This is a genomic window from Streptomyces sp. NPDC023573, assembly GCF_055559735.1.
Genome location: NZ_JBVHKB010000001.1, coordinates 479,483 through 506,235 on the forward strand (window position 1 = coordinate 479,483; position 26,753 = coordinate 506,235).

A 26,753-nucleotide genomic window follows, 5' to 3' on the forward strand; every position below is an offset into this window, starting at 1 on the left:
CTATCGGAGCGGTCCTTGCTCGTCGATGAACGTGGTGGGCGTGGACAGGAACACATCGGTACGCACCGGGCCGTAGGCGATGTTGAAGGTGTCCAGCCAGTACGACCAGCCCCGGACCCCCATGGCACTGCTGAAGCGGTAGTTGAGCTGCCAGCGCACCCACTGGCCGGGGACGAGCCGCACGGCCGGAGGCCGCCGGGGCCGGGGCGGCAGGGCGAACAATGGCTGGACTCGCGGGAGGACCCGCAGTCGTGCGCCAGCTTCCCGTAGCTGGACATCGACTGTGCTGCGGTCCGCCTGGGCGTCGTAGGGCGCGAAACCGTCACACTCACGCATACGGATCACGTGCGCGGAGGTGACCGTCTCGGGAGGCGGGAGAGTGAAACCGGCCGGGGCCGCGTTCCTGCGCGAGGCACCCTCCCCGCCCCGGGACTCCTTCGTCCAGGACGTCCGTATCCACTGGACGGTGATCTCCATGGCGTCCCCCGCCGAGTCGTCGAGGGGATCACCATATGCGCCTCTCGGATCATCGCCTCTGTCCGGAGCCACATCCCCCGGACCGAGTCCCGTTGCTGTCAGCGGACGGCTTCTCGCTGAAGATTTCATCCGCCGTGGCGGCGACGAGCGCGCGCATCAACCAACGGTGCGAGAGTTCCGAGTCGCGGCAAGTGGTGATCCTCTCGCGAGTCGCGTCGGTGACATCGATACCGCGTGCGCCGAGGATGATCAGGATGTTCTCTGCGCGACCTTCAGCACGCCCTTGCTCACATCCTTCTTCCCTGATCTCCTCAGAGAGGGGTGAGACGTAGAGGGAGAGATCGCCCATCAGCTTCCTCCACTGTTGTGAGGGGAGTCGAGCCGATGCCGGTATGTCGCGCAGGGCCGCCGGCATCGGAGCGACGTCACCGATCGACGGAAGTCTCGTCCTCGAAGACCTCCCCCGCCGTGGTGGCGAGGAGTGCGCGAGTCAGCCATCGGCGGAGTAGTTCCGGGTCGCTACACGTGATGATCTTCTCCCGGATGACATCCGTGATGCCGATGCCTCGCACATCGAGGGTGAGCAGAAGGTCCTCGGCTCGGCCCTCAGCACGGCCCTCGGCGCGGCCTTGTGCGCGGCCTTCGTCGCGGATTTCCTCGGAGAGCGGCGAGGTGTAGAAGGAGAGATCCACGGCCACCAGGTTCCTCCACTGTTGCGCGGCGGGGCGGTTGCCCAGCCCTTGTGCGATGAATTCGACGAGTGGTGCAACGATCGATTCCGGTGCGTCGCGCAGGGCGACGGACATCGTCTTCAGTATCGCATCGACGTCCGGATTGTCAGCGTGTGTGATCGCCGAAAGCGTGGCGAGCGCGAGGTCCTTCCGGGCTTCGGCCACATTCGTGATGACGGGCATGTTGTGCGGCCCCACCACGAGCGGGCGGGTGGTCACGGTCGGCCATTGCGCCAGGCCGATCGTGAGAGGACGGGCCGCCCAGGCGGCGGTCGCGTGGTCCTGACAGATCACGAGCAGCAGGACCGGAATCCGGTACTTGTTGTTGAGGTAGGTGACGTAGTACGGCCAGCTGGCTGTTTTGCGTGGGTCCTTCTTGCCCTGGGCCTCGACGACGAGGAGAAAAGGACCGTCGTTCTCCGTCCTGATCCGCAGGAGAGTGTCGACGCGCCGTTCGAGCGGCTCGTTCTCTGTGAGGTCGACGGTCAGGAGCTCTGCCGAGACGAGGGGCGGTAATGCGAGCCCGAGGACGTCGGAGAGCTGGGAGAAGAGGCCCGGGTGTTCCTGGAAGATGCGGTGCATCGCTTCGTGCGGTGCGCTGACCATGGGTTTCCGTTCGGGTTCAGGCGGCGGCGGACAGGTCGGTGCGGCAGTCGCGGCAGTGGCCGGGATGCCGCGAGCGGAAGGCGCGGTCGCAGCTGTCGCAGTTCTGGAGCGGGATGACGATCACGCCGGGGCGTACGGCCTCCAGCTCGCGCGCGCCGGGCAGCGGTGGCGGGAGCAGGGCGGTGATGCGGTGCCGCAGGAGCTTGGCCGGGTGCTTGAGCGGGACGGGAAGGTCGGCGGTGAGCGCGTGCCGGACGGTGTCGGGGTGGGCGTCGCGTTCGAGCCAGGTGACGATCCCGGGCGTGAGCACGCTGATGTCCGCTTCGGACAGGACGAGTTGGGGCGCGTGACGGCGCAGGTCGGCCAGGAGCGCGGCGGCCGTGCGCTGGAGCTCCGGGGTGAGTGCCCGGGGCTGCGGGAGCGGTACGGGTGGCGCCGTGCGGGCGGTCGGGGGCGGCACGAGTGCGGCGGCGGGCTGCGGTGCGGGAGTCGGCAGCGGCGGGGCGGGCTCGGGCGTGCCGCGTGTCACCCGGGGCTGAGGGGCCCGGGCGGTGGGTGCTTCCGCTCCCGGCTGGTTGTACGAGACCGTACGGCTCACGATGCGGCCGTCGGCGAGGCGTACGCGGCTGCGGTGCAGATATCCCGCTGCCTCCAACTCCCTCAGGGCGGCGGCGATACGGGTCTCGCTCTCCGGGAAGCGTTCGGCGAGACGCTTGATGCCGATCCTCGCCCCGGCCGGCAGCGACTGGATGTGCACGGCCAGGCCGATCGCGACGAGGGAGAGGCCGCGATGCTGGGCGAGGTGGTTACCGATGACGGTGAAGCCTGCGGTGTGCCGGACGTTGATGTGGATGACGCCGGATACAGCGGGCCGGTCGCACGGAGGCGCGGTAATCTGCTGGGTACCCATCGGGAAGGGCCTAACTTCCTTGGTGGTCAGGCCCTCGATCGGGATGCCAGTCCCGTCGGGGGCCGTCGCATGTCTGTGGCGGTCGAGGCGAGCATATGCCCGGCAATACGTCGGAAATCCAGCCCAGTTGCCTTATGTCACCCGAGTGAGTGACGAAGCATGCATGGGGTCGGGTTGGGTGGGGATGGGTCATTTCCCGAGTTCTTTCAAAAGCTTTTAAGTGTCGTGGGCCACCACGTCACGGCCCACCGGGTCGCGGGTTCCCGCGACCCGGTGGCGGCGGTCACGGCAGGAGGTCGAGTTCGAGGACCGGGAGCCGGCGCCCTCGCTCAGCTTCGTCCAGGAAGAGGCATCGCTTCGACGGCCCATCGGAGGCAGGACGGCACTGCGATGCCAACTCGAACGCCTGCTGGAGGTAGGGCTACTGCGCAACGTCTCGTTGCAGGTGATGCCACTGCACTGCGAATCCCACCCCGGCATGGGCGGTGACATCGAGATTCTCAAGTTCGGTGACGGAACCGCTGTCGGCCGCTCCGCCGGCGCATTCAGCGGCCGCCCGGTGTCCGACCCCAGACAGCTCAGGATCCTTGAACTCCGCTATGGGATGATCCGATCCCAGGCGCTCACACCACGGGAGTCGCTCGCCTTCATCGAGCAAGTGCTGGGAGAGACATGATCGACAACCCTTCTGTCGAAGACACCCGCGAACTTGACTGGTTCAAGAGCAGCTACAGCAGCAACAGCAGCGAGGCCGACTGCGTCGAGGTGGCCTCCACACCCGGCACCGTGCACGTCCGCGACTCCAAGGATCTGCCCGGCCCCCGCCTCGGGTTCGCGCCCGCCACGTGGGCGGCCTTCCTGACGTACGCCGTCGAGAACTGACGAACGGAGCAGCCCCCGAGCCGGGCGGGGCCGGAGAGCAAGGAGTGCGCGCCCTCGGTGGGGTGATCGGCCGGCCACGGAACGGCCACCCCACTCGGCAGTGAGGATGACCGCCGGTCAGCCCTCGGGGCCAGAGGTCGGCGGGCCGGGCACACGGAAGCGGGGCCGGGTCCCCCCTCCGGGCCCGGCCCCGCTTCCGCGCCCGTTCAGGCGGCGCGTGCCGCCGCGGTGGAGCCCCGTACCACCAGCTCCGGCTGGAAGACGTACTCCGTGCGCTGTACGGGGCTTCCGGCGATCTCCTCCAGCAGCGCCCCGACCGCCGCCGACGCCATGGCCTGCACCGGCTGGCGCACCGTGGTCAGTGGCGGGTCGGTGAAGGCGATGAGCTGGGAGTCGTCGAAGCCGACGACGGAGACGTCGCGCGGGACGTCGAGGCCCCTCCCCCGGGCCGCCCTGACCACGCCGAGCGCCATCAGGTCGCTGCCGCAGACGATGCCGGTGCAGCCCGCGTCGAGCAGGGCGCCTGCGGCGACCTGGCCGCCCTCGACGCTGAACAAGGTGGAGCAGACGAGGAGTTCGGCGTCCTCGCGGTCCAGGCCCAGCAGGGAGACGGCCGCGTCGACGAAACCGTCGCGCTTGCGGCGGGAGGGCACATAGCGCTGCGGCCCGATCGCCAGGCCGACCCGCCGGTGGCCGAGCTCGGCGAGATGGCCGACGGCCATGCGAACGGCGGCCTGGTCGTCGGGCGAGACGAACGGGGCGCTGATGCGCTCGTTGTAGCCGTTGATCAGGACGAACGGAACGCCCCGGTCGGTGAGCGCCGCATAGCGCGCCGGGTCGGCCGAGGTGTCGGCGTGCAGCCCGGACAGGAAGACGATGCCGCCCACACCGCGCTCGACCAGCTGTTCGACGAGCTCGTCCTCCGTCGCGCCACCGGGCAGCTGGGTGCAGAGCACGGGGGTGTAGCCGTGCCCCGCGAGCACCTGCTCCACGGACTGCGCGAACGCCGGGAAGATCGGGTTGGTGAGCTCGGGAGTCACCAGCCCGATCAGTCCGGCGCTGCGCTGCCGCAGCCGTACGGGCCGTTCGTAACCGAGGATGTCGAGCGCCGCGAGCACGCGCTGCCGCGTGGTGTCCGCGACGCCCTGCTTGCCGTTCAGCACCCGGCTGACGGTGGCCTCGCTGACCGCGGCCTGACCGGCGATGTCGGAGAGCCGCAGCGCCGGCCCGGTCCTGGGTGCGGGGACGGTCACACCGTCCACCACACCGTGGTGTCGGCGGGCAGCTCGACCGTGTCGCCGTCGGCGGTCACCGGGCTGGCGGCGAGCAGCACGGTGCCGGGGGTGGTGATCCGTACCGGCGTGCCCGTCGTGTTGACGGTGCAGACGAAGCCGGGGCGGGCGAGGGCGAGCACGCCCTCGGGGGCGTCCAGCCACTCGACGTCCGTGCCGGCGCCGAGGCCCGGGTGCTCGCGCCGGGCGGCGATCGCGGCGCGGTACAGCTCCAGCGTGGAACCCTCCGTGCCGGTCTGCGCCTCGACGGAGTACGCGCCCCAGCTGTCGGGCTGCGGCAGCCAGCTGCCGCCGTCGCCGAAGCCGTACGAGCTGCCCTCGCGGGTCCACGGGATCGGCACCCGGCATCCGTCGCGGAAGCCGTCCTGGCCCTCGGCGCGGAAGAAGGACGGGTCCTGACGGATCTCGTCGGGCAGGTCGGTGACGTCGGGGAGGCCGAGCTCCTCGCCCTGGTAGACGTAGGCGGAGCCGGGCAGGGCAAGCATCAGCAGGGTCGCGGCGCGCGCCCTGCGGAGGCCGAGCTCAGGGTCGCCGGGGGTGCGGATCTGGGTGCCCAGGCCCGGCGGGTTGCCGAAGCGGGTGGTGTGCCGGGTGACGTCGTGGTTGGAGAGCACCCAGGTGGTGGGGGCGCCCACCGGACGCATGGCGTCGAGCGAGGAGTCGATGACCTTGCGCAGCTCGGCGGCGTCCCAGGCGGTCGACAGGTACTGGAAGTTGAAGGCCTGGTGCATCTCGTCGGGGCGCACGTAGTTGGCGGTGCGCTCCACGGTGGGGGTCCACGCCTCGGCGACGAGAATGCGGTCGCCGGGGTACTCGTCAAGGATGGTCCGCCAGCTGCGGTAGATCTCGTGCACACCGTCCTGGTCGAAGAACGGCATGACATCGTTGCCCAGCAGCTTCAGCTGGTCGTGAGATCCGAGGTCCGGGAGGCCCTCCGCCTTCACGAGGCCGTGGGCGACGTCGACGCGGAAGCCGTCGGCGCCCATGTCGAGCCAGAAGCGCAGGATGGAGCGGAACTCGTCGGCGACGGCCGGGTGTTCCCAGTTGAAGTCGGGCTGCTCCGGTGCGAAGAGGTGGAGATACCAGTCGCCGGGGGTGCCGTCCGGGTCGGTGGTCCGGGTCCAGGCGGGGCCGCCGAAGATGGACTCCCAGTCGTTGGGCGGGAGTTCGCCGTCGGTGCCCTTGCCGGGGCGGAAGTGGTAGCGGTCACGCAGGGCGGAGCCGGGGCCCTCGGCGAGGGCACGCTTGAACCACTCGTGCTGGTCGGAGGAGTGGTTGGGGACCAGGTCGACGATGATGCGCAGACCCAGGTCGTGGGCCTCGCGGATCAGCGCGTCGGCGTCGAGGAGCGTGCCGAACATCGGGTCGATGGCCCGGTAGTCGGCGACGTCGTAGCCCGCGTCGGCCTGCGGCGAGGCGTAGAAGGGGCTGAGCCAGACGGCGTCCACACCGAGGTCCCGGAGGTAGGGGAGCCGCGCGGTGACACCGGCGAGGTCCCCCATGCCGTCGCCGTTGCCGTCGGCGAAGCTGCGCGGGTACACCTGGTAGATCACCGCGTCCTGCCACCAGCCGGTGCGGTGGCCCGGGGCGTCGTCGGACGTGCCGGTGGAGGGGGCAGCGAGGTGCTGGGTCATGTCGTCCCTGGGGTGTCTGGGTGGGGAGCGGCGCCGGGACCGGGTCGGGGGTCCGGCGCCGCCCTGACGGGTGCGGTCGTACGGTCGTGCGGGACTGCGCTCAGCCCTTGACGGCTCCGGCGGACATGCCGGTGACCAGGTGCTTCTGCGCGAAGAGGAAGACCAGCGCGGCCGGGATCGCGATGAGCACGGACGCCGCGGTCATCGGGCCCCACTGGGCTCCGTACTGGTTGACGAACTTCTGCAGTCCGCCGGCGAGCGTGAGGTTCTCGTCACCGACCATGAACGCGGAGGCGTACGCCACTTCGCCCCAGGCGGTGATGAAGGAGTAGAAGGCGGTGACGGCGAGGCCGGGCTTGGCGAGCGGCAGGATGAGCCGCCAGAACGTGCCGAACGGGGTGAGCCCGTCGACCTGGCCCGACTCGTCGATCTCGCGCGGGATCGTGTCGAAGAAGCCCTTCATCATCCAGGCGCAGAAGGGCACCGAGATGGTGAGGTAGGTGATGACGAGTCCGGCCGGCTGGTTGAGCAGGCCCATCGTCGACATGATGTTGTAGATCGGCACGATGAGGACGGCCACCGGGAACATCTGGGTGACCAGCAGGGTCCACATCAGGCCGCGCTTGCCGGGGAAGCGGAAGCGGCTGACGGCGTAGCCGGTGGTGGCGGAGACGAAGACACCGATGACGGTGGAGAGCCCCGCGATGATCACGGAGTTGGCGAACCAGCTCAGGAACTCGGTGTCCTTGATCAGGTTCGTGTAGTTCTCGAAGGTCGTCTCTTTGAAGAAGTCCGTCGTCGACGCGAACTTCGCGGGCTTCAGCGAGGTCAGCAGGACCCACAGCACCGGGAAGACCGCGATCACCGACGTGATGATCAGGGTGAGGTGCAGGGCCAGGGAGGCGGCCGGCGAACGGTCGCCGCGCTTGCGGACCTTGCGGGCGGTGTGCCGGGCGGGGGTTGCCGTAGCGGTGGTCACCAGTTGTCTCCCTGCGTGCGGAGCACTCGCCGGTACACCATGGCGAAGAGCATCAGGAGTACGAGGATCAGGACGCCCCAGGTGGAGGACTGCGCGAAGTCGCGCGGGCTGATCTCGAAGGAGAATTTGTACGCCTGGGTCACCAGGATCTGGGTGGCCTCGCCGGGACCGCCGCGGGTCAGCAGGAAGATCACCGGGAACATGTTGAAGGTCCAGATGGTGGAGAGCAGGACCACCGTGGTGGAGACCGGGCGCAGTCCGGGGAGCGTGACGTGGCGGAAGCGCTGCCAGGCGGTGGCACCGTCCATCTCCGCGGCCTCGTACTGCTCCGAGGGGATGGACTGCAGTCCGCCGAGCAGGGCGACCATCATGAACGGCACGCCGAGCCAGACGTTGACGGCGATGACGGAGAACTTCGCCCAGGTGGGGTCGTTCAGCCAGGGTATGCCGTCGATCCCGGCGCCGCCGAGGATCTTGTTGAGCAGCCCGTTGTTCTCGTTGTAGAGGAAGCGCCAGGCGAAGACGGAGACGAAGCCGGGGATGGCCCAGGGCAGGATCAGCGCCATGCGGTAGGCGGAGCGGCCGGCGATCCTGCGGTTGAGGATGTTGGCCAGCGCCATGCCCAGGCAGAAGGTGATGGTCACACAGGAGACCGTCCACACCAGCGTCCAGCCCAGCGTCCCGAGGAACTGGCTGCCGGTGAGCGCGTCGGCGTAGTTGTCCAGGCCCACGAACTCGTAGGTGGCGGGCATCTCGTTGACGCCGATGGACCGGGCGACGTTGCGCTCGTCGGCGTCGGTCAGCGACAGCCAGATACCGCGGACCAGCGGGTAGCCGATGATCACGCCGATCACGAGCACGACCGGGGCGACCATGGTCCAGGCGTACCAGTGGACCGAGAGGGCGCGCCGGAGCCTGCTCGGCGGCGGGGGGTTGCCAGTACCGCGGCTCCGGCCGCGGGCGACGTCGTCGCCCGCGGCCTTCGCCACCGACTGGCTGGTGTGGACAGCCATCAGTCGGCCTGCCTTCCTGGGTTACTTCCAGCCCTCGAGGAGCTTGCGGTAGGAGTCGCCGGTCGCCTTGGCCGCCTTCTCCGGCGTGGTCTGACCGGTGAGGACCTTGGTGTACTCGACGTTCAGCGGGGCGAAGAGGCTGCCGGTCTCCGGGATCCAGGGACGCTCGACCGCGGTCTCGACGACCGGCTTGAAGAACTGGACGATCTCGCTGTCCACGGCCTCCTTCTTGGCGTACGCGGAGGTGCGGGTCGGCAGCAGGTTCAGCTCACCGGCGGTCTGCGCCTGGGACTCGACCGACGTCATGTAGTCGACGAAGGCGTAGGAGGCCTCGAGGTTCTTGGAGCCCGCGTAGACGCCGAGGTTGTGGCCGCCCTGCGGGGCGCCCTGCGCGGCGGAGCCGGCCGGCACCGTGGAGATGCCGAGGTTCGCCTTGTCGGTGAACTCCTTGCCGGTCAGCGTGTCGGCCACGGCCCAGGGGCCGTTGATCATCATCGCGACGTCGCCGTTCTTGAACGACTGCATCATGTTCTCCCAGCCGTCCGTGGCGTCGGTCTTGGCCGCCCCGGAGTCGACGAGGTCCTTCACGACGCCGAACGCCTTGACGCCCTCGGCGTTGTCCACGGTGACGGTCTTGGAGTCCGCGTCGACCAGGTCGCCGCCCTCGCCGTAGAGGAAGGAGAGGAAGTAGTACGAGTCGTCGCCGCGCAGGTAGAGACCGGTCTTGCCGGTCTTGTCCTTGATCTTCTCGGCGATGCTCTTCAGGTCGGAGATCTTCGCGGGCGGCTCGACGCCGGCGTCCTTGAACATCTTCTTGTTGTAGAAGATGCCCATGGAGTCGATGACCTGCGGGACCGCGTACGTCTTGCCGTTGTACTCGGTCGACGCGGCGGCCTGCTTGAGGAAGTCACCCTCATCCTTCAGCGCCGCGGTGCCGTCCAGCGGGGCGAGGTAGCCGAGGTCGGCGAACTCGGGAGTCCAGGCGACCTCGGAGCGGATGACGTCGGGGGCGCCGGAACCGGCCTGGGCGGCGTTCTTGAACTTGTTCTGCGCCTCACCGAAGGGGACGTTGACGTACTTGACGTCGACCTTCGGGTGCTTCTTCTCGAAGCCCTCGGCGATCTTCTTGAAGACCTTGTCCTCGCTGCCGACGTTCGAGGTGTCCCACCACGTCACCGTGCCGGAGAGCTCGCCCGAACTCTTGCTGCCGCCGGACTCGTCGTCGCTTCCGCAAGCGGTCGCCGCGAGCGCCAGGGTCGCGACCAGGGCGGTGGCCGTTATGCCACGTCGCATCTGAACTCCTTCAACTGCCGTACCGCTCCGTCGCGGCGCCGGGTCGACGTGAACGTAACAAGGATGAAAGACGACCGAAAGACTTTGCGGAAGATTTCTGCAAGCGCCGCTGATCGTTACATTGGCGTGTCCTCAAGGTTGCCGTCAAGCCTCTTGACGGAAGCTCCTTCACCCTGCCCACGCCTGGCCAGGCCCGCTGTGGCGGCTGTACGACGATCCGACTGGCGCGGCGGCGAAGACGTCCGCAAGGCCTTGCAAGATGTTGCCGCGAGGGGCACTCCGGGCGGCCGTCGCCGGGGCGGATGGCCCGAATCCCGTGCATGGTGGGCAATCCGACACGCGCCCGGTACAGTCCAGTGCCATGACCGCACGGCTTGCCGATATCGCAACTCAGGCGGGGGTCAGCGAAGCGACGGTCAGCCGCGTTCTGAACGGCAAGCCCGGTGTTGCAGCGGCCACCCGCGAATCCGTCCTCGCGGCGCTCGACGTCCTCGGATACGAACGCCCGGTCCGGCTGCGCCGGCGCAGCGCCGGTCTCGTCGGGCTGATCACGCCCGAGCTGGAGAACCCCATCTTCCCCGCGCTGGCCCAGGTCATCGGCCAGGCGCTCACCAGGCAGGGCTACACGCCGGTGCTGGCGACGCAGACGCCGGGCGGCTCCACCGAGGACGAGCTCACGGAGATGCTGGTCGACCGGGGCGTCTCGGGGATCATCTTCGTCTCCGGACTGCACGCCGACACCTCGGCAGACATGCAGCGCTACGAGCAACTGCGCGCGCAGGGTGTGCCCTTCGTGCTGGTCAACGGCTTCTCCCCCAAGGTGCAGGCCCCGTTCATCTCCCCCGACGACCGGGCGGCGATGCGCCTCGCGGTGACCCACCTGGTGGCGCTCGGTCATCAGCGCATCGGTCTGGCGGTCGGGCCTAAGCGCTTCGTGCCGGTGCTCCGCAAGATAGAGGGATTCCACGCCACGATGCGGGAGCAGCTGGACCTCACGGCCGATGCCGTGGAGGAGTTGATCCAGCACTCCCTGTACACGCTGGAGGGCGGCCAGGCGGCCGCCTCGGCGCTGATGGAGCGCGGCTGCACCGCGGTGGTGTGCGCGAGCGACATGATGGCGCTCGGCGCGATCCGGGCGGCCCGCAGGCTGTCGATGGAGGTGCCGCGCGACCTCTCGGTGGTCGGCTACGACGACTCGCCCCTCATAGCGTTCACCGACCCGCCGCTGACCACGATCCGGCAGCCGGTGACGGCGATGGGCCAGGCCGCGGTCCGCACGCTGCTGGAGGAGATCGGCGGCACACCCGCGCCCCACAGCGAGTTCGTGTTCATGCCCGAACTGGTCGTCCGCGGATCGACCGCCTCGGGTCCGGGCCCTTCCCCGGCACCGCGCGCGCGTCGGTAAAGTACTGGACGTGCGACCGGAACCCGACCGGAGGATCATCGGGCAGAGGGGGACGTATCTGGCAGACTCTGCGCCTATGGGTGAATCGCACGTGACCACAGAGGAAAACCGCACGGCGGCCACCCCGTCACCCGTCGCGGACGGAATGACAGCGTCCGGTTCGACGAGAGCGATCACCCCCTCACGTATGCGCCTCCCTCACTTCTCCCTCCGTTCGCTGCGCTCGCCGCGGCGCCCGCGTCTCTGGTTCGAGATCCTGCTCATCGCGATCAGTTACTGGCTCTACTCGCTGGTGCGCAACGCCGTTCCGGAGCAGAAGGCCGCGGCCCTGCGGAACGCCGACTGGATCTGGTCGCTGGAGCACACCGTCGGCCTCGCCTTCGAGGAGACGGTCAACCAGGCCGTCAATTCGGTGACATGGCTGATCGTGTCGATGAACTACTACTACGCGACCCTGCACTTCGTCGTGACCATCGGTGTGCTCGTCTGGCTCTTCCGCCGCCATCCGGGCCGCTACGCCGCCACCCGTCTGGTCCTCTTCGCCACCACGGCGGTGGCCCTGCTCGGCTACTACCTCTTCCCGCTGGCCCCGCCCCGGCTGATGAACGGCGGCGGCTTCATAGACACGGTGATGCTGCACCAGACGTGGGGCTCGATGGCTTCGGGCAACTTCAAGCACATGTCGAACCAGTACGCGGCGATGCCGTCCATGCACATCGGCTGGTCCCTGTGGTGCGGTCTGACCATATGCGTCCTGGCGAAGGCCCCCTGGGCGCGCATCCTGGGCGCGCTGTACCCGGTGGCCACCCTGGTCGTGATCGTGGCGACGGCGAACCACTTCTGGCTGGACGCGGTGGGCGGCATGGCCTGTCTGGCGTTCGGCGTCACCCTCTCCTACGCCTGGTACGGCTCGCTGCCGCACCGGCTGCCGAAGCGGGTGCTGCGCCCCTCCGCGAGCCGTCTGCGCGCCCTGCGAAGGCCACCCTCCCGGGCGCCGGAGCTGAGCCCCGGGGCCGGCACGGCGCCCGCCGGGCAGCCCGTGAAGGCGTCGAGCCCGGCAGGCGACTGACGGCAGGGGCCGGCCGTCGCGGGCCGAGCGTGCGGCGAACGGCCGGCGGTCGCGGGTCGCCCGCCTTCGGGGGTCACCCCACGGCGCCGTAGAAGCGCTCCTCCACGACGGCCCGGGCCCGCCGGGTGATCCGCCGGTAGTCCTCCAGCATGTCCCCCACGTGCCCCGGCTCGTAGCCGAGGTAGCGGCCCACCGCCGTCAGCTCACGCGGGTTCGAGGGGAACGTGTCGCCCGGCCGCCCCCGCACCAGCATCACCGCGTTGCGCACCCGCGAGGCCAGCACCCACGCCTCGTCCAGCGTCCGGGCATCCTCCGCCGGGATCAGCTCCGCCGCGCACGCCGCCGCCAGCGCCTCCCTCGTACGCGTGGTCCGCAGCCCTGGCTCCGACCAGCCGTGCTGCATCTGCATCAGCTGGACCGTCCACTCCACGTCGCTCAGGCCACCGCGTCCCAGCTTGGTGTGCAGCGTCGGATCGGCGCCGCGCGGCATGCGTTCGGTCTCCATCCGCGCCTTGAGCCGCCGGATCTCCCGGACCGCGTCGTCCCTGAGCCCTTCCACCGGGTACCGCAGGGGGTCCACGAGTTCGACGAAGGCGCGGCCCAGCTCCTCGTCCCCGGCCACCGGGTCGGCGCGCAGCAGCGCCTGGCTCTCCCAGATCAGCGACCAGCGCCGGTAGTACGCCTCGTACGACTTCAGGGTGCGGGCCAGGGGGCCGGTCTTCCCTTCCGGACGCAGGTCGACGTCGATGAGCAGCGGCGGGTCGGCGGTCGGCAGCTCCAGCAGTCTGCGCATCTCCGTGACGACGGCGTTCGCGGCCCGGGCCGCCTCCTCGTCGCTGACGCCCTCCCGGGGCGCGTGCACGAAGAGGACGTCCGCGTCCGACCCGTAGCCCAGCTCGTGCCCGCCGAAGCGGCCCATGCCGATGACGGCGAACCGGGTCGGCAGGGTGTCACCCCACTTGTCACGGACTGCGGCACGCAGCGCACCGGAGAGGGTGGCGGCGTTGAGGTCGGTGACCGCAGATCCGACCCGGTCGACGAGGGCGCCCGGGTCGGATTCGGCCGGGTTGTCCTCGGTGCCGTAGGAGCCGATGATGTCGGCCGCCGTCGTACGGAACAGTTCCCGGCGCCGCACCCCGCGCGCCACCGCGACGGCCGCTTCGGCCCCGGGCGCCCGGCCGACCGCGGCCAGCACCTCCTGTTCCAGGTGGTCCCGGGTGCGCGGCTTCAGTCCTTCGGGGTCGCCGAGGATGGCGACGGCCTCGGGGGCGCGCATCAGCAGGTCGGGGGCGAGGCGGCCGGCGGAGAGGACCCGGGCGAGGTTCTCGGCCGCGGCGCCCTCGTCGCGCAGCAGCCGGAGATACCACGGGGTCTTGCCGAGGGCGTCCGACACCTGGCGGAAGCCGAGGAGCCCGGCGTCCGGGTCGGCGGAGTCCGCGAACCAGCCGAGCAGCACCGGCAGCAGCGTGCGCTGGATCGCCGCCTTGCGGGAGACGCCGGACGAGAGGGCCTCCAGGTGCCGCAGCGCGGCGGCCGGATCGGCGTAGCCGAGGGCCTCCAGGCGGACGACGGCGGCCTTGGCGCTGAGCCTGCTCTCGCCGGGTGCGAGCTGGGCGACGGCGTCCAGGAGCGGCCGGTAGAAGAGCTTCTCGTGGAGGCGGCGTACGACGGAGGCGTGCCGCCGCCACGCCCTGTTGAGCTCGGCGACCGGGTCCGTACGCAGACCGAGGGAGCGGCCGAGCCTGCGCAGGTCGGCGTCGTCCTCGGGGACCAGGTGGGTGCGGCGCAGCCGGTAGAGCTGGATGCGGTGCTCCATGGCGCGCAGGAAGCGGTAGGCCTCGTCCAGCTGCGCGGCGTCGGCGCGCCCGACGTATCCGCCGTCCGCGAGGGCCCCCAGGGCCGCCAGGGTGGAGCCGGCGTGCAGGGTGCTGTCGCTGCGGCCGTGGACGAGCTGGAGCAGCTGGACGGCGAATTCGACGTCCCGGAGCCCGCCGGGGCCGAGCTTGAGCTCCCGGTCGACGCGGTCGACGGGGATGTTGTCGACGACCCGGCGGCGCATCTTCTGTACGTCGCCGACGAAGTTCTCCCGGTCGGCGGCCTGCCACACCAGCGGCGACACGGCCTCGAGGTAGGCCGCGCCGAGCTCGGGGTCCCCCGCGACCGGCCGGGCCTTGAGCAGGGCCTGGAACTCCCAGGTCTTGGCCCAGCGCTGGTAGTACGCGAGGTGCGAGGTCAGGGTGCGCACCAGCGGCCCGTTGCGGCCCTCGGGGCGGAGGTTGGCGTCGACGGGCCAGATCGTGCCTTCGACGGTGGTGTCGGAGCAGATCCGCATCAGGTGGGCGGCGAGCCGGGTGGCGGCCTGCATGGCGCCGCTCTCCTCCGCGCCGTCGACGGGCTCGGCGACGAAGATGACGTCGACGTCGGACACGTAGTTCAGCTCGTGTCCGCCGCATTTGCCCATCGCGATGACGGCGAGCCGGCACTGCGCGGCGTCCGAGGGCGCGGCGGCGCGGGCGATGTCGAGCGCCGCCCGCAGGGTGGCCGTCGCCAGGTCGGCGAGCTCGGCCGCGACCTCGGCGACATCGGTCGTCCCGCACACGTCGCGGGCCGCGATGGACAGGAGGGACCTGCGGTAGGCGGCCCGCAGCGAGTCCGGGTCGACGGCGTCGCCGAGCATCTGCTCGAACTCGGGGATCCCGGGGTGCAGGTCGGTGGCCTCGTAGGTGACGAGCACCTGCCAGTCGCGCGGGTGCCGTGCCAGGTGGTCCCCGAGCGCCTCGGATGCTCCGAGGGCGCCGAGCAGCCGGTCCCGCAGCGGTTTGGCCGTGACGAGCGTGTCCAGCAGGATCTGCCGTTCGGCGGTCTCCTCGGCCTCGACGAGCCGTACGAGGCCGTGGAGGGCCAGATCGGGGTCGGCGGTCGCGCCGAGTGCCTCGAAGAGGACGGGATCGGCCCGTACGGACGAGAGCTCGGGCAGGTCCAGCAGCCGTTCGGCGGCGGACGGGTCGGTGAAACCGTGCCGCAGCAGTCTGGTGAACGTACTGCTCCTGCGTCCCGGCACCGTCGTCATCCTGAGTCTCCTGCCCGCCGATCCCGCACATCCGCCCTTCGAGCCTAGCCCGGCACCGATGAATCCGGAGCGCGGGCGGAGTCATCGGTGCACGGGCACGATCGACGAGAAGACCGCGCCCACCGCCACATGGCTCCTGGAGGCCCGAAATGCCGGAGAAGGACACCGCTCCCGACACCGCCCTGGACCCGCACTACAGCAGCGAGGGCGCCGCCGCCCGTCCGTGGGCGGAGGCGGTCGACCTGCTGGAGCGCGCGGAGCTGTACTGGCTCTCCACGGTCCGGCCCGACGGCCGCCCGCATGTCACCCCGCTGATCGGCCTCTGGTCGGACGGCGCGCTGCATTTCTGCACGGGGCCCTCCGAGCGCAAGGCACGGAACCTGGCGGGGAACCCGGAGGTCGTCCTGACCACCGGCGCCAACACCCTGAACGAGGGGTTCGACGTGGTGGTCGAGGGCCGGGCCGTCCGGGTGACGGACGAGCAGCGGCTCATCGCGCTGGCCGAGGCGTGGGAGGCGAAGTACGGCGCCGACTGGCACTTCGGCGTCACGGACGGCATGTTCTCCAACGGCGCGGGCGGCCGTGCGGAGGTCTTCGCGGTGGCCCCCCGCACCGCCTTCGGCTTCGTCAAGGGCGATCCCTTCGGCCAGACGCGCTGGCGCTTCGCCTGAGCCGGGCGCGCTGCCCCGCTACCGGGGCCTGGTTCCGATGACGACGGTCGCGTACAGCTCCTCGGAGACGACGACGCGCGCGACGAGTCCGCTGCTGCCCACCGTCTCCCGGGCGTGCGCCGCCTGCCGCTCGCTCGTCTCGACCAGGAGACTGCCGCCCGGGGCCAGCCAGTCGGTCGCCCCGGCGACGACGCGCCGCATCACGTCGAGCCCGTCACCGCCTCCGTCGAGTGCGACGCGCGGCTCGTGGATCCGCGCCTCGGCGGGCAGCAGCTCGACGTCGTCGGTCGGCACGTACGGCACGTTGGCGAGCAGGACGTCGACACGGCCGCGCAGCGACCGGGGCAGGGGCTCGAAGAGGTCGCCCTCGTGGACGGTCCCGTGTCCGCCCACGTTGCGGCGGGCACATCTCACGGCGGCCGGTTCGACGTCGGCGGCGTGCAGTTCGACCTCGCGCAGGGACGACGCGAGCGCCCTGCCGAGCGCACCGCTGCCGCAGCAGAGGTCGACGACGACCGCCCGGTCGGGGGCGAGTGCCGCGGCCTGCCGCACGAGGAACTCCGTACGCCTCCGGGGCACGAAGACCCCGGGGTCCACGGCGATCCGCAGCCCGCAGAACTCGGCCCAGCCGAGCACGTGTTCAAGTGGCAGACCGGCTACGCGGCGTTCCAGCATGGTGGCGAGTTCCACGGGGCCGGAAGCCGTGGAGAGGAGGAGTTCCGCCTCGTCCTCGGCGAAGACACAGCCTGCGGCGCGGAGCGTGGTGACGAGGGTGGAGAAGGTGAGCGGCGGAGCGAATTCCTGCACGTGCGGAGCCTTTCGGGTGAACCGATGGGCGCTCCGCGATCGCTCAGGCCCGGTCGGCCACGCGACGGCGAGGGGTGAGCGCCCAGCCTGCTGAAGCGGTAATGGGTCTCACCTCCTGGGTCGGTCCCGTTCTCGGGAGGGGCCACACTACCGGAACCGCGCCGGGTGACTCACCGTCCGCCCGCTCCTCCCGGGGAGCGGGGCGCGCGGGTCGGGTGCCCGGCTCAGAGCACGACGCGGTAGTGGGTGGTCAGCCGGCCGTCGTCATCCAGGACGTGGAAGGCGAGCCCCGGCGGCTGGTCGCGGTCGGCGGCCCCCTCGCCCTCCCACGGCATCCGCAGCGTCCAGGTGATCGCCGGCCCCACGATCAGAGGGCGCCCCGCGAAGACGGAGGCCGCCGCGGTGTGGGCGTGCCCCGTGAGCACGGCGGAGACCCGTGGATGGGCGTCGAGCAGGGCGGCCAGGTCACCGGGGCGTTCGAGCATGCCGGAGTCGGGCAGCGGGTGGTGGAGCTCGACGGGCGGCTGGTGAAAGGCGATCAGAGCCCTTGTGTCCTCAGGGAGTCCGGCGAGGGTGGTGTCGATCCAGGCGAGGGTCTGCTCGTCGAGGCGCCCCTCGTCGCGCCCGGGGATGGTGGAGTCGCACATCAGGATCGCGACGCCGCCGATGTGGTGCACCCGGTTGACGGGTCCGGCGTCGGGCGACTCCCCCAGCAGGACCTTCCGGTACGCGGGACGCACGTCATGGTTCCCGGGGCACGGGAGGACCGGGAAGGGCGCGGCCAGGATCCGCGCGGCCTCCTCGTACTCCGCCTCCGTGCCGTGGTCCGCGATGTCCCCGGTGACCAGCACGGCGTCGACGGGGCGGGGCAGGGCCCTCAGGTGGTCCATGACCCGTACGGCACGCCGCGTCGCCCTCTCGCTGCCGTCCAGGTGCAGGTCGCTGATCTGCGCGAGCAGCACGGTCACGTCTCCCCCTAATGATTATTTCCAGTTATCCGTTAGGGACCATAGAGTGTGCGTGCCACCTCGATCAACAGGTACGGGCAGGAGCGGGACATCATGGAGCGCTGGGCGGCACTGGAGCTGGCGAGCACGATCCGCCATGACGGCGAGGGCGGCGTGGCGGACGAACTGGCCACCGTCCAGGGCCTCAAGGACTGGCTCCGCCGGCAGCAGGCGCTGCTGGACGTCCCCGTGGGCGAGGAGGCGGTGGACGAGGACCTCAGGGTCCGTGTCGTCGAGGTACGGCGCGCGGTGCGCGCGCTGTTCGCCCGCGCGGTCAGCCCCGCGCGCCCCAGCCCCCCGGACGCCCACCGGCTGATGCCGGCCGACCGGGCGGTGGCGCACCTGAACACGACCGCCGCGCTGGCCCCTGCGGTCCCCCAGCTGGAGTGGCCGCTCGAAGGCCCCCCGACGGCACGCCTGTCAGCCCCGGGGGACGGCCCGCGCCCCGCACTCCTCGCGGCGCTCGCGCGGGCCGCCATCGACTTCCTCAGCGGCCCGCAGCGCGAACAGTTGCGGGCCTGCACGGCTCCCCGCTGCGTGCGCTACTTCGTGAAAGGCCACGGCCGCCAGGAGTGGTGCAAGCCCTCCTGCGGCAACCGCGCCCGCGCGGCCCGCCACTACGACCGCCACCACCGGGCCCAGGGCGGGACGGCCACCTAGTACGGAACGACGCCCACGACATCGAGCAGTTGGTGCATGAGCCCGGCAGGCAGCGCCGGGTTGCCGGCCGCCGAGCGCGGCAGCCCGTCTCCGCCGAGCAGTTCGACGAGCCTCGGCAGAGGGAGGCGCGGGTCGGCCGCCGCGTGGCGGCGCACCATGTCCTCCTCGTCGTACGAGAGCCGGTCCACGAGCTCCGGTTCCGCCTCCGGGTCGAAGAGGGCCGCGTACCGCAGCCGGTAGTTCGGGTCGTCCGCGAACCGGGCCAGGCCGGGGCGCGCGAAGTTACGGCGGTACGCCAGCATCCCCCAGCTGAGCCCGCGCCAGTCGGCGAACATCCGCATCAGCAGCTCTTGCGGGGCGTGGTCGCTCTCGCAGAGCATCAGTCTGACGAAGTAGTCGTCGTCGGCCGCCAACCGCTCGACCACATCGGCGGGCAGCTCCGGTGCGCGGGTGACGCCACGGCGCAGCAGGACGTGGCTGGAGGCCGCGATCTCCCGCAGCGCGTCCGGGTCGCCGAAGCGTTCCCTCACCCAGGGCGGCACCGGTTCGTGGCCCTGGGGCACGGTGTAGTCGATCGCCGCCCGCTGTGCCTCGGTCACGTCCGGGCGGAGGGACACCGTGAGACGGACGAAGGGATCGGGGTCGGCGGCGAGCCCGAGAGCGATGGTGGCGGGCACATGAGGGTTGCGGGCCGCTCCGAGACGCAGCGAACTGTCCTCGTGGGCCGCGAGGAGCTCGGCCAGGGCCGTCTCGACGGGTGCGGTGAACGCGGCTTCACGGCGACGGCGTTCGTCCGGCTCGGCGAGGAAGCCCTCTACGGTCGTCGGCAGAGGCACATCGACGTGCGTGGCGCGTGCGACCGCCTCGCGCACCTCCGGATCGGGGTCGGCCTCGGCCGCGGCCCGGACCTCCGGGCGCAGCCGGGGCCAGCTCCAGGAGTCGATGGCGGCGGCGCGGACGCGGGGGTGAGGATCCTCGGCCAGCACGAGCCGCGCCTGCTCGGGCAGACCGCGCAGCCCGGCGGCCCAGTACCGCATCCGGGCCTCCGGGCCGGTGGCGAGGCGTACGGTCAGCTCGGCCGGCAGCTCGACGCCGAACTCGCACGCCGTCATCGCCGCGATGCGCCGCACTCTCGGTTCCGGGTCCTCGACCAGCACGGCGAGCACAGCCGACGGCACGGACTGGTTCTGGGCCAGCATCGCGCGGACCCGTGGATCAGGGTGCGCCACGGCGGCTTCTGCCGTCCGGGCCGGCAGCCGGTAGTGGGGCAGCCAGTGCCGGGCCTCGGGCAGCGGGTCGACCGTGAACACCCGCCGCAGCACCTCGTCCGGGGCGGCACGGTTCATGGCGAGCCCCAGGATCCACTCCGCGTGGAGACCGCTGTCGGCTTCGAGCAGCCGGAGGGCATCGACGCGATCCGCCTCCGACGCCTCCGACATCCCGAACGCGACCCGTGTCAGCTGCTCACCTCTGTGCGCCATGGGGCGATCTTCTCAAGGGCGGGTGAGACAACCGCCCGCTGACCGCGCTCGGCCAACTGCGCAATCAGATCGGGCATGCAGGTCCGCGCACGATCACGCTGTGGAAACGGCGTCCGGAACGGCTTGGGGCCGGCAGTATGGCACCGCCGGCCCCAAGCCCGTACGTACGACAGGTGCCGCTACAGCACCGGCAGCAGGTTCTTCAGCTCGAAGGCCGTGACCTCGCTGCGGTACTCCTCCCACTCCTGCTTCTTGTTGCGCAGGAAGAAGTCGAAGACGTGCTCGCCCAGCGTCTCGGCGACCAGTTCGCTCTTCTCCATCAGCGAGATCGCCTCGCCCAGGTTCTGCGGAAGCGGCTCGATGCCCATCGCGCGGCGTTCCGAGTCGGAGAGGGCCCAGACGTCGTCGTCGGCGCCGGCCGGGAGTTCGTAGCCCTCCTCGATGCCCTTGAGGCCTGCGGCCAGCAGCACCGCGTACGTCAGGTAGGGGTTGGCGCCGGAGTCGATGGAGCGGACCTCGACGCGGGCCGAGCCGGTCTTGCCGGGCTTGTACATCGGGACCCGGATCAGCGCGGAGCGGTTGTTGTGGCCCCAGCAGATGTACGAGGGGGCCTCGCCGCCGGCGCCCGCGGAACGGCTGGAGCCGCCCCAGATGCGCTTGTAGGAGTTGACCCACTGGTTGGTCACGGCGGAGATCTCCGCGGCGTGCTTCAGCAGGCCCGCGATGAAGGACCGGCCGACCTTCGACAGCTGGTACTCGGCGCCCGACTCGTAGAAGGCGTTGCGGTCGCCCTCGAAGAGGGAGAGGTGCGTGTGCATGCCCGAGCCCGGGTACTCCGAGAACGGCTTCGGCATGAAGGTGGCCTGCACGCCCTGCTCCAGCGCGACCTGCTTCATGACCAGGCGGAAGGTCATGATGTTGTCGGCGGTGGAGAGCGCGTCGGCGTACCGCAGGTCGATCTCCTGCTGGCCGGGGGCGCCCTCGTGGTGGCTGAACTCGACGGAGATACCCATCGATTCGAGCATCGTGATCGCCTGGCGGCGGAAGTCCATGCCGACGTTCTGCGGCGTGTGGTCGAAGTAGCCGGAGCTGTCGGCCGGGGTGGGACGGCTGCCGTCGACCGGCTTGTTCTTCAGCAGGAAGAACTCGATCTCCGGGTGGGTGTAGAAGGTGAAGCCCAGGTCGGAGGTCTTGGCGAGGATCCGCTTGAGCACGAAGCGCGGGTCCGCGAAGGAGGGCGAGCCGTCCGGCATCAGGATGTCGCAGAACATCCGGGCGGTCCCGGGGGCCTCGGCGCGCCACGGAAGGATCTGGAAGGTGCCGGGGTCCGGCTTCGCGATCATGTCCGATTCGTATACACGGGCGAAGCCCTCGATCGCGGAGCCATCGAAGCCGATGCCCTCGTCAAAGGCCTGTTCGAGCTCGGCCGGGGCCACGGCGACGGACTTGAGGTAACCGAGAACATCGGTGAACCACAGCCGTACGAAGCGGATGTCACGCTCCTCAAGCGTCCTGAGGACGAATTCCTGCTGCTTGTCCATAGCCACATCCTTGCAGTTCAGACGGTCCGTGCACCACCGCCCGGGGTAGGGGGACACCTCAGTATCGCGACCCGGGATTTCACCCAGATTACGCACACGGTGTGAGAGAGAGCACGCGGCCACCCACTACGATCGGCGCCCATGGTGTGCAAGGGCTGTAGCCGCTCGGCCACGGTCCGCCACGGCCAGGTTTTCCCGTTCCGTCCCCGCCCCTCCCGACCCCTTGGCAGAAGGACCCGACGTCATGAGCTTCGACCGCAGGAACCGCGTGGAGCAGATGCGCAGTGCCGACCGTGCGCACGACCGGCGCAACCGGGTCGTCGCCATAGGCCTGAGTGCCGTCGTGGTCGCCGGGCTGCTGGGCTTCGGCTCGTACACGCTCCTGGAGAAGTCCGAGGCGAAGGAGAGGACCGGGGAGACCCGGGCGCGGGACTCGAAGCAGACCGAGCAGGAGAAGAAGGAGCTCGCCGCGGGGCCGATCGCGGGCGAGAAGACGTGGGACGCGGCGAAGCTGGGCCGTGACCACGTCACCACCGACGTGAAGTACCCCATGGAGCCGCCCGTCGGCGGGAACCACAACCCGGCCTGGCTGAACTGCGACGGCGTCGTATACGAAAAGGCCGTCCCGAACGTCAACGCCGTGCACGCCCTGGAGCACGGCGCGGTCTGGGTGACGATCAGCGAGAAGGCCTCTCCGGACGCCTTCGCCGGACTCGCGTCCCGCGTCAGGAGCACCCCTTACTCCCTGATGTCACCGTACGAGGGCCAGGCCGGGGCGATCATGCTGACCGCCTGGGGCAAGCAGGTCACGGTGGACAGCGCCGACGACCCCCGGGTGGCCGCCTTCTTCGCGAAGTACGTCCAGGGCGCGCAGACGCCCGAGCCGGGCGCGCCCTGCACCGGTGGGGTGGACGGGTGATCCCGTCGGGCAGCCGGCGTACGCGGTGGGTCGCGGGCTCCGCCGTGGCTCTCGCCCTGCTGTTCGCCGGAGCCGCGACGGTCGCCTCCGCGCGGGGCGAGGCGGAGCCCCCCGGGCCCCGTACGCCCTCGGCGCGGTCCGCGGACGCGGGCTTCGCGCGGGACATGGCCGTCCACCATCAGCAGGCCGTGGAGATGTCCTTCATCGTGCGCGACGGGACGAAGGACGAGGACGTACGTCGTCTCGCGTACGACATCGCCAACACGCAGGCCAACCAGCGGGGCATGCTGCTCGGCTGGCTTGATCTGTGGGAGCTGCCGAAGACGGCGCCCGACGGGCAGGGGCCGATGGCCTGGATGCCGGGCGGCGGCCACAGCGGCCACGGCATGGCCGGGATGGAGGGCATGGATCACGACGGTGCCCTCATGCCCGGCATGGCGACCAGGACCGAGCTCGACCGGCTCCGTGCCGCCCGTGGCGAGGAGGCCGAGATTCTCTTCCTGCGGCTGATGACCGACCACCACGAGGGCGGCGTCGCGATGGCCCGTGGCTGCGCCGAGCAGTGCGCCGTGCCCGTGGAGAAGCGCTTGGCCCGGGGCATGGTCGAGGCCCAGCAGTCCGAGCTGGACCTGATGGCGGACATGCTCACGGCACGCGGGTCCGCTCCCCGCCCCTGAGCGCGGGACCGGCTCGGCGTACGTCCGAACGGGTGACACAGTTCGTGTGCGCCGGGCGGGTCCGCCCAGCGTTCGCGTACGCCGGGCGGGCCCGCCACGATGGAAGGACTCGGGGCCGTACAGCAGTGCCCACAGGCACGCAGGAGGCAACCACATGACCACGGCCAAGGACATCATGCACACCGGGGCCCACTGGATCCCCGCCCACGAGACGCTCGACCGCGCCGCCCAGATGATGCGTGACCACGAGGTGGGGGCGCTTCCCGTCTCCGCCAACGGTGAGCAGGACCGGATGGTCGGGATCATCACCGACCGCGACATCGTGATCGAGTGCGTGGCGTCGGGGCACGATCCGTCGAAGGTGACGGCGGGCGAGCTCTGTGAGGGCACCCCGCGCTGGATCGAGTCGACGGCGGACGTCGACGCCGTGCTGGAGGAGATGCAGAGCCACCGCATCCGCCGGCTCCCGGTGGTCGAGGACAAGAAGCTGATCGGCATGATCAGCGAGGCGGATCTGGCACTCCACCTCTCGGACGAGCAGGTCGCCGGCTGGGCGGAGAAGGTGTACACCCGCACCTGACACACAGGCCGCCCGCACCGGTCCCCGGCAGGCCCCCGTCCGGGGGCGGTCCGCCGCCTCCGGACGGGAAGGCCAGGACATAGCGTCAGTCAGACGATTACACTGGCGGGGTGCCTCAACTACGCCTCGCCCTCAATCAGATCGACGCGACCGTCGGAGACCTCGCCGGCAACTCCGAGTCGATCGTCCACTGGACCCGGCACGCCGCCGAGCAGGGTGCCCACCTGGTGGCCTTTCCCGAGATGGTGCTGACCGGTTACCCCGTCGAGGACCTGGCCCTGCGGTCGTCCTTCGTCGAAGCCTCGCGCAAGGCGCTGCGCGCGCTCGCCGCACGCCTCGCCGACGAGGGCTTCGGGGAGGTCCCGGTCGTCGTCGGCTACCTCGACCGCTCGGAGCACGCCGCGGCACGCTACGGCCAGCCCGCCGGGTCCCCGCGCAACGCCGCCGCGGTGCTGCACCGCGGGCAGGTCGCGCTGAACTTCGCCAAGCACCACCTGCCCAACTACGGCGTCTTCGACGAGTTCCGGTACTTCGTGCCGGGTGACTCGATGCCCGTCGTGCGGGTGCACGGCATCGACGTGGCGCTCGCGATCTGCGAGGACCTCTGGCAGGACGGCGGTCGCGTCCCGGCCGCGCGCGCCGCGGGGGCCGGGCTGCTGCTGTCCGTCAACGCCTCCCCGTACGAGCGCGACAAGGACGACACCAGGCTGGAGCTGGTCCGCACGCGGGCGCGGCAAGCCGGATGCACGACGGCGTACCTGGCGATGACCGGCGGCCAGGACGAGCTGGTCTTCGACGGGGACTCGATCGTCGTCGACAGGGACGGCGAAGTCATCGCCCGCGCACCCCAGTTCACCGAGGGCAGTGTGATCCTCGACCTGGACCTTCCCGCCGCCGCGGCCGAGGCTCCCTCGGGGGTCGTGAACGACGGGCTGCGCATCGACCACGTGGTGCTGAGCGGGAAGCCGCTGCCCGCCTACGAGCCGGAGCTGGCCGGCGGCTGCTCGGAGCGGCTCGACGACGACGAGGAGCTGTACACGGCGCTGGTCGTGGGCCTGCGCGCGTACGCCGCGAAGAACGGATTCAGCAGCGTCCTGATCGGGCTCTCGGGCGGGATCGACTCGGCGCTCGTCGCGGCGATCGCGTGTGACGCGCTGGGGGCCCAGCACGTGTACGGCATCTCGATGCCGTCGAAGTACTCCTCGGACCACTCCAAGGGCGACGCGGCGGAGTTGGCCCGGCGTACGGGGCTGAACTTCCGCACCGTACCGATCGAGCCGATGTTCGACGCGTACATGGAGTCGCTCGGGCTCACCGGTCTGGCGGAGGAGAACCTCCAGTCCCGGCTGCGCGGCACGATGCTGATGGCCGTCTCCAACCAGGAGGGCCAGATCGTGCTGGCGCCGGGCAACAAGTCCGAGCTGGCGGTGGGTTACTCCACGCTGTACGGGGACTCCGTCGGCGCGTACGGGCCGATCAAGGACGTGTACAAGACGTCGGTCTTCCGCCTCGCGAAGTGGCGCAACCGCGCCGCCGAGGAGCGCGGCCAGACCCCGCCCATCCCGGAGGCGTCCATCACCAAGCCTCCGAGCGCCGAACTGCGCCCGGGCCAGGCGGACACGGACTCGCTGCCGGACTACGACGTGCTGGACCGGATCCTGGAGCTGTACGTCGACCGGGACCAGGGGCGGGAGGCGATCGTGGCGGCCGGGTTCGAAGAAGCCCTGGTGACGAAGACGCTGCGGATGGTCGACACGGCGGAGTACAAGCGGCGGCAGTACCCGCCGGGCACGAAGATCTCCCCGAAGGGCTTCGGCAAGGACCGCCGGCTGCCGGTCACCAACCGCTGGCGCGAGACGGGCTGAGGGCGGAGGGCGGTCTCCGTGGCGGCTCAGCGGAGCAGGGCGCCCCTCAGGGTGATGCCGTGCCGCGTGCGCAGCCGCCGCAGCTCCCACATCGCCACCAGGGTGACGGACAGCGGGCCTCCCAGGGTGAAGGCCACCCGCACCGCGAGCGGCACGCCGTCGTAGGCGCCCCGGAAGACGTCCAGGAGCGCGACCTCCCAGACGAGCAGCGTCGCGAGCAGCGGCGGGACGGTCTCGTGGAGGTCCGCCGTCCGGAAGACGTGGACGAGCGACTGCGCGATGCCGTAGAGCACGAAGGGAGCGAGCCACAACAGCCAGGCTCCCAGGGCGAACAACACCACGACCCGCCCCGGCGACGCCGTCCAGTCCGTCTCCTCGGTGACGTAGCCCAGCCCGGTGATCAGCCTCGGCGCGGCGAGGGCGACGAACAGCGCGAGCAGCGCCCCGACGGGCTTGGCCGCGCGGCGCAGGAACAGGCCCCGGTTGGGCGGGCGTGCCGCCGCGACGAATGCGGCGACGGCGACCGGGAAGGTCACTGCCAGCACGATGAGGGTGGTGCGGATCTGGCCGAAGCGGTCGTCCACCACGGCGTCGGCGTCCTCCGCCAGCCCGTAGGACAGCATCATCCAGGTGAGGGCGGCGATGCCGACGACCGTCCTCACGACCTGTGCCTTCTTCACCGCCGGGTCGTGCACACGGTCGGGCCTGGACGGCGTGAACACCGCGCGTCCCACAGCGATCGGGTTGAAGAGCCGTCCGAAGGTCAGCCGGCGCACCGGCTGCCCTCCCCCGTACGGATTCCATGGCACGCCGCCCCCGTCTGCGCTCATCCCCCGGCCTTCCTGTCGCCAGCTTGTGGTCCTCATCAGGAGAATACGCAGGCTTCGGGGCATGAGGCCGCCTCTGTTCCGCCGTGGTCGCGCTGCGGTCGTGTACAGACGCGACCGGTCGGCCACCGGGACCGCGGGCCCATGCCTGGAAGGGCATGGAGATCTCGGAGCGACTCGGTCGACACTGTCGGGCCGTCGAACGGACCATGGCCCGGCTCGCGGGCTGCCTCCGACTCCACCGCCGCTACGAGCGCGAAGCCGAGCTCTTCCCTGCTTTCACAGGCATCGCCCGCACCCTCCTGTGCTACCGCCGTACGAACCCCTGAGTTCACGCCACACCCGCTGCCGCGTACA

Annotated in this window: 24 protein-coding genes and 1 pseudogene; 10 read left to right on the forward strand and 15 right to left on the reverse strand. The window is 70.6% G+C overall.

Annotation, left to right across the window (positions count from 1 at the left end):
* The 4 genes from ACZ32T_RS02195 to ACZ32T_RS02210 all read right to left on the reverse strand — a co-directional run bounded on the left by ACZ32T_RS02195 (window position 1) and on the right by ACZ32T_RS02210 (window position 2,724).
* Window positions 1-477: a hypothetical protein gene (locus tag ACZ32T_RS02195; protein ID WP_467364900.1), complete on the reverse strand. Its 477-nt coding sequence runs from the start codon at window positions 475-477 to the stop codon at window positions 1-3.
* A 49-nt stretch (window positions 478-526) separates the two neighbouring features.
* Window positions 527-826, reverse strand: a complete 300-nt coding sequence (locus ACZ32T_RS02200) for a hypothetical protein (RefSeq protein WP_467364902.1) — start codon at window positions 824-826, stop codon at window positions 527-529.
* Between the two features lie 76 nt (window positions 827-902).
* Window positions 903-1,814 (reverse strand): RpnC/YadD family protein, encoded by a 912-nt coding sequence (locus ACZ32T_RS02205; RefSeq protein WP_467271711.1) that lies wholly within the window; start codon window positions 1,812-1,814, stop codon window positions 903-905.
* 16 nt (window positions 1,815-1,830) lie between these two features.
* Window positions 1,831-2,724, reverse strand: coding sequence for a helix-turn-helix domain-containing protein (locus tag ACZ32T_RS02210; RefSeq protein ID WP_467364904.1), 894 nt, complete (start codon window positions 2,722-2,724; stop codon window positions 1,831-1,833).
* Window positions 2,725-3,001: 277 nt separating this feature from the next.
* Here ACZ32T_RS02210 and ACZ32T_RS02215 point away from each other — a divergent pair.
* Both ACZ32T_RS02215 and ACZ32T_RS02220 read left to right on the forward strand, forming a co-directional pair.
* Window positions 3,002-3,400, forward strand: a pseudogene (locus ACZ32T_RS02215) (DUF5753 domain-containing protein); the annotation flags it as partial.
* Window positions 3,397-3,606, forward strand: a complete 210-nt coding sequence (locus ACZ32T_RS02220) for a DUF397 domain-containing protein (RefSeq protein WP_467271707.1) — start codon at window positions 3,397-3,399, stop codon at window positions 3,604-3,606. The pseudogene ACZ32T_RS02215 and the gene ACZ32T_RS02220, both read left to right, overlap by 4 nt.
* Window positions 3,607-3,812: 206 nt before the next feature.
* On the opposite strand, the gene ACZ32T_RS02225 is transcribed toward ACZ32T_RS02220, so the two are convergent.
* The 5 genes from ACZ32T_RS02225 to ACZ32T_RS02245 form a co-directional block, all read right to left on the reverse strand.
* Window positions 3,813-4,871, reverse strand: coding sequence for a LacI family DNA-binding transcriptional regulator (locus tag ACZ32T_RS02225; RefSeq protein WP_467364906.1), 1,059 nt, complete (start codon window positions 4,869-4,871; stop codon window positions 3,813-3,815).
* Window positions 4,856-6,532, reverse strand: a complete 1,677-nt coding sequence (locus tag ACZ32T_RS02230; RefSeq protein WP_467271703.1) for a glycoside hydrolase family 13 protein — start codon at window positions 6,530-6,532, stop codon at window positions 4,856-4,858. Before ACZ32T_RS02230 ends, ACZ32T_RS02225 begins: the two co-directional genes overlap by 16 nt.
* A gap of 100 nt (window positions 6,533-6,632) precedes the next feature.
* On the reverse strand, window positions 6,633-7,511 hold the full coding sequence (locus ACZ32T_RS02235; RefSeq protein WP_467271701.1) for a sugar ABC transporter permease: 879 nt from the start codon (window positions 7,509-7,511) through the stop codon (window positions 6,633-6,635).
* A complete protein-coding gene (locus ACZ32T_RS02240; RefSeq protein WP_467271699.1) occupies window positions 7,508-8,524 on the reverse strand; it encodes a carbohydrate ABC transporter permease in 1,017 nt (338 codons plus the stop codon). Before ACZ32T_RS02240 ends, ACZ32T_RS02235 begins: the two co-directional genes overlap by 4 nt.
* A 21-nt stretch (window positions 8,525-8,545) precedes the next feature.
* Window positions 8,546-9,817 (reverse strand): extracellular solute-binding protein, encoded by a 1,272-nt coding sequence (locus ACZ32T_RS02245; protein WP_467271697.1) that lies wholly within the window; start codon window positions 9,815-9,817, stop codon window positions 8,546-8,548.
* Window positions 9,818-10,178: 361 nt separating this feature from the next.
* On the opposite strand from ACZ32T_RS02245, the gene ACZ32T_RS02250 reads away from it, so the two are divergent.
* Entirely contained in the window at window positions 10,179-11,222 is a 1,044-nt protein-coding gene (locus tag ACZ32T_RS02250) for a LacI family DNA-binding transcriptional regulator (protein ID WP_467271695.1), read from the forward strand.
* Between the two features lie 76 nt (window positions 11,223-11,298).
* Entirely contained in the window at window positions 11,299-12,291 is a 993-nt protein-coding gene (locus tag ACZ32T_RS02255; RefSeq protein WP_467271694.1) for a phosphatase PAP2 family protein, read from the forward strand.
* Between the two features lie 73 nt (window positions 12,292-12,364).
* Here ACZ32T_RS02255 and ACZ32T_RS02260 read toward each other — a convergent pair whose 3' ends face one another.
* Window positions 12,365-15,361, reverse strand: coding sequence for a bifunctional [glutamine synthetase] adenylyltransferase/[glutamine synthetase]-adenylyl-L-tyrosine phosphorylase (locus ACZ32T_RS02260; RefSeq protein ID WP_467364908.1), 2,997 nt, complete (start codon window positions 15,359-15,361; stop codon window positions 12,365-12,367).
* A 149-nt stretch (window positions 15,362-15,510) separates the two neighbouring features.
* Between ACZ32T_RS02260 and ACZ32T_RS02265 the strand changes: the two genes are divergently transcribed.
* Window positions 15,511-16,032, forward strand: coding sequence for a pyridoxamine 5'-phosphate oxidase family protein (locus tag ACZ32T_RS02265; RefSeq protein ID WP_467364910.1), 522 nt, complete (start codon window positions 15,511-15,513; stop codon window positions 16,030-16,032).
* A gap of 18 nt (window positions 16,033-16,050) precedes the next feature.
* On the opposite strand, the gene ACZ32T_RS02270 is transcribed toward ACZ32T_RS02265, so the two are convergent.
* Window positions 16,051-16,839 (reverse strand): putative protein N(5)-glutamine methyltransferase, encoded by a 789-nt coding sequence (locus ACZ32T_RS02270; RefSeq protein ID WP_467271688.1) that lies wholly within the window; start codon window positions 16,837-16,839, stop codon window positions 16,051-16,053.
* Window positions 16,840-17,063: 224 nt separating this feature from the next.
* The gene (locus ACZ32T_RS02275) at window positions 17,064-17,801 is read right to left on the reverse strand and encodes a phosphodiesterase (protein ID WP_467271853.1); all 738 of its coding nucleotides are present in this window, start codon (window positions 17,799-17,801) and stop codon (window positions 17,064-17,066) included.
* 99 nt (window positions 17,802-17,900) lie between these two features.
* Here ACZ32T_RS02275 and ACZ32T_RS02280 point away from each other — a divergent pair, with 99 nt between their 5' ends.
* Window positions 17,901-18,506, forward strand: coding sequence for a CGNR zinc finger domain-containing protein (locus tag ACZ32T_RS02280; protein ID WP_467365656.1), 606 nt, complete (start codon window positions 17,901-17,903; stop codon window positions 18,504-18,506).
* Here ACZ32T_RS02280 and ACZ32T_RS02285 read toward each other — a convergent pair.
* Complete coding sequence (locus ACZ32T_RS02285; RefSeq protein WP_467364912.1) at window positions 18,503-19,987, reverse strand: hypothetical protein; 1,485 nt, start codon at window positions 19,985-19,987, stop codon at window positions 18,503-18,505. The genes ACZ32T_RS02280 and ACZ32T_RS02285 overlap by 4 nt on opposite strands.
* A 179-nt stretch (window positions 19,988-20,166) precedes the next feature.
* Window positions 20,167-21,528, reverse strand: coding sequence for a type I glutamate--ammonia ligase (glnA, locus tag ACZ32T_RS02290; protein ID WP_014156604.1), 1,362 nt, complete (start codon window positions 21,526-21,528; stop codon window positions 20,167-20,169).
* A 244-nt stretch (window positions 21,529-21,772) separates the two neighbouring features.
* On the opposite strand from glnA, the gene ACZ32T_RS02295 reads away from it, so the two are divergent.
* The 4 genes from ACZ32T_RS02295 to ACZ32T_RS02310 all read left to right on the forward strand — a co-directional run bounded on the left by ACZ32T_RS02295 (window position 21,773) and on the right by ACZ32T_RS02310 (window position 25,569).
* The gene (locus tag ACZ32T_RS02295; RefSeq protein ID WP_467271684.1) at window positions 21,773-22,447 is read left to right on the forward strand and encodes a DUF3105 domain-containing protein; all 675 of its coding nucleotides are present in this window, start codon (window positions 21,773-21,775) and stop codon (window positions 22,445-22,447) included.
* Complete coding sequence (locus tag ACZ32T_RS02300) at window positions 22,444-23,124, forward strand: DUF305 domain-containing protein (RefSeq protein WP_467364914.1); 681 nt, start codon at window positions 22,444-22,446, stop codon at window positions 23,122-23,124. The genes ACZ32T_RS02295 and ACZ32T_RS02300 overlap by 4 nt, the downstream gene beginning before the upstream one ends.
* A gap of 154 nt (window positions 23,125-23,278) precedes the next feature.
* Window positions 23,279-23,704 (forward strand): CBS domain-containing protein, encoded by a 426-nt coding sequence (locus tag ACZ32T_RS02305; protein WP_467271681.1) that lies wholly within the window; start codon window positions 23,279-23,281, stop codon window positions 23,702-23,704.
* 110 nt (window positions 23,705-23,814) lie between these two features.
* A complete protein-coding gene (locus ACZ32T_RS02310) occupies window positions 23,815-25,569 on the forward strand; it encodes an NAD+ synthase (protein WP_467364916.1) in 1,755 nt (584 codons plus the stop codon).
* Window positions 25,570-25,595: 26 nt separating this feature from the next.
* On the opposite strand, the gene ACZ32T_RS02315 is transcribed toward ACZ32T_RS02310, so the two are convergent.
* Entirely contained in the window at window positions 25,596-26,399 is an 804-nt protein-coding gene (locus ACZ32T_RS02315) for a hypothetical protein (RefSeq protein ID WP_467364918.1), read from the reverse strand.
* Window positions 26,400-26,753: the final 354 nt, after the last annotated feature.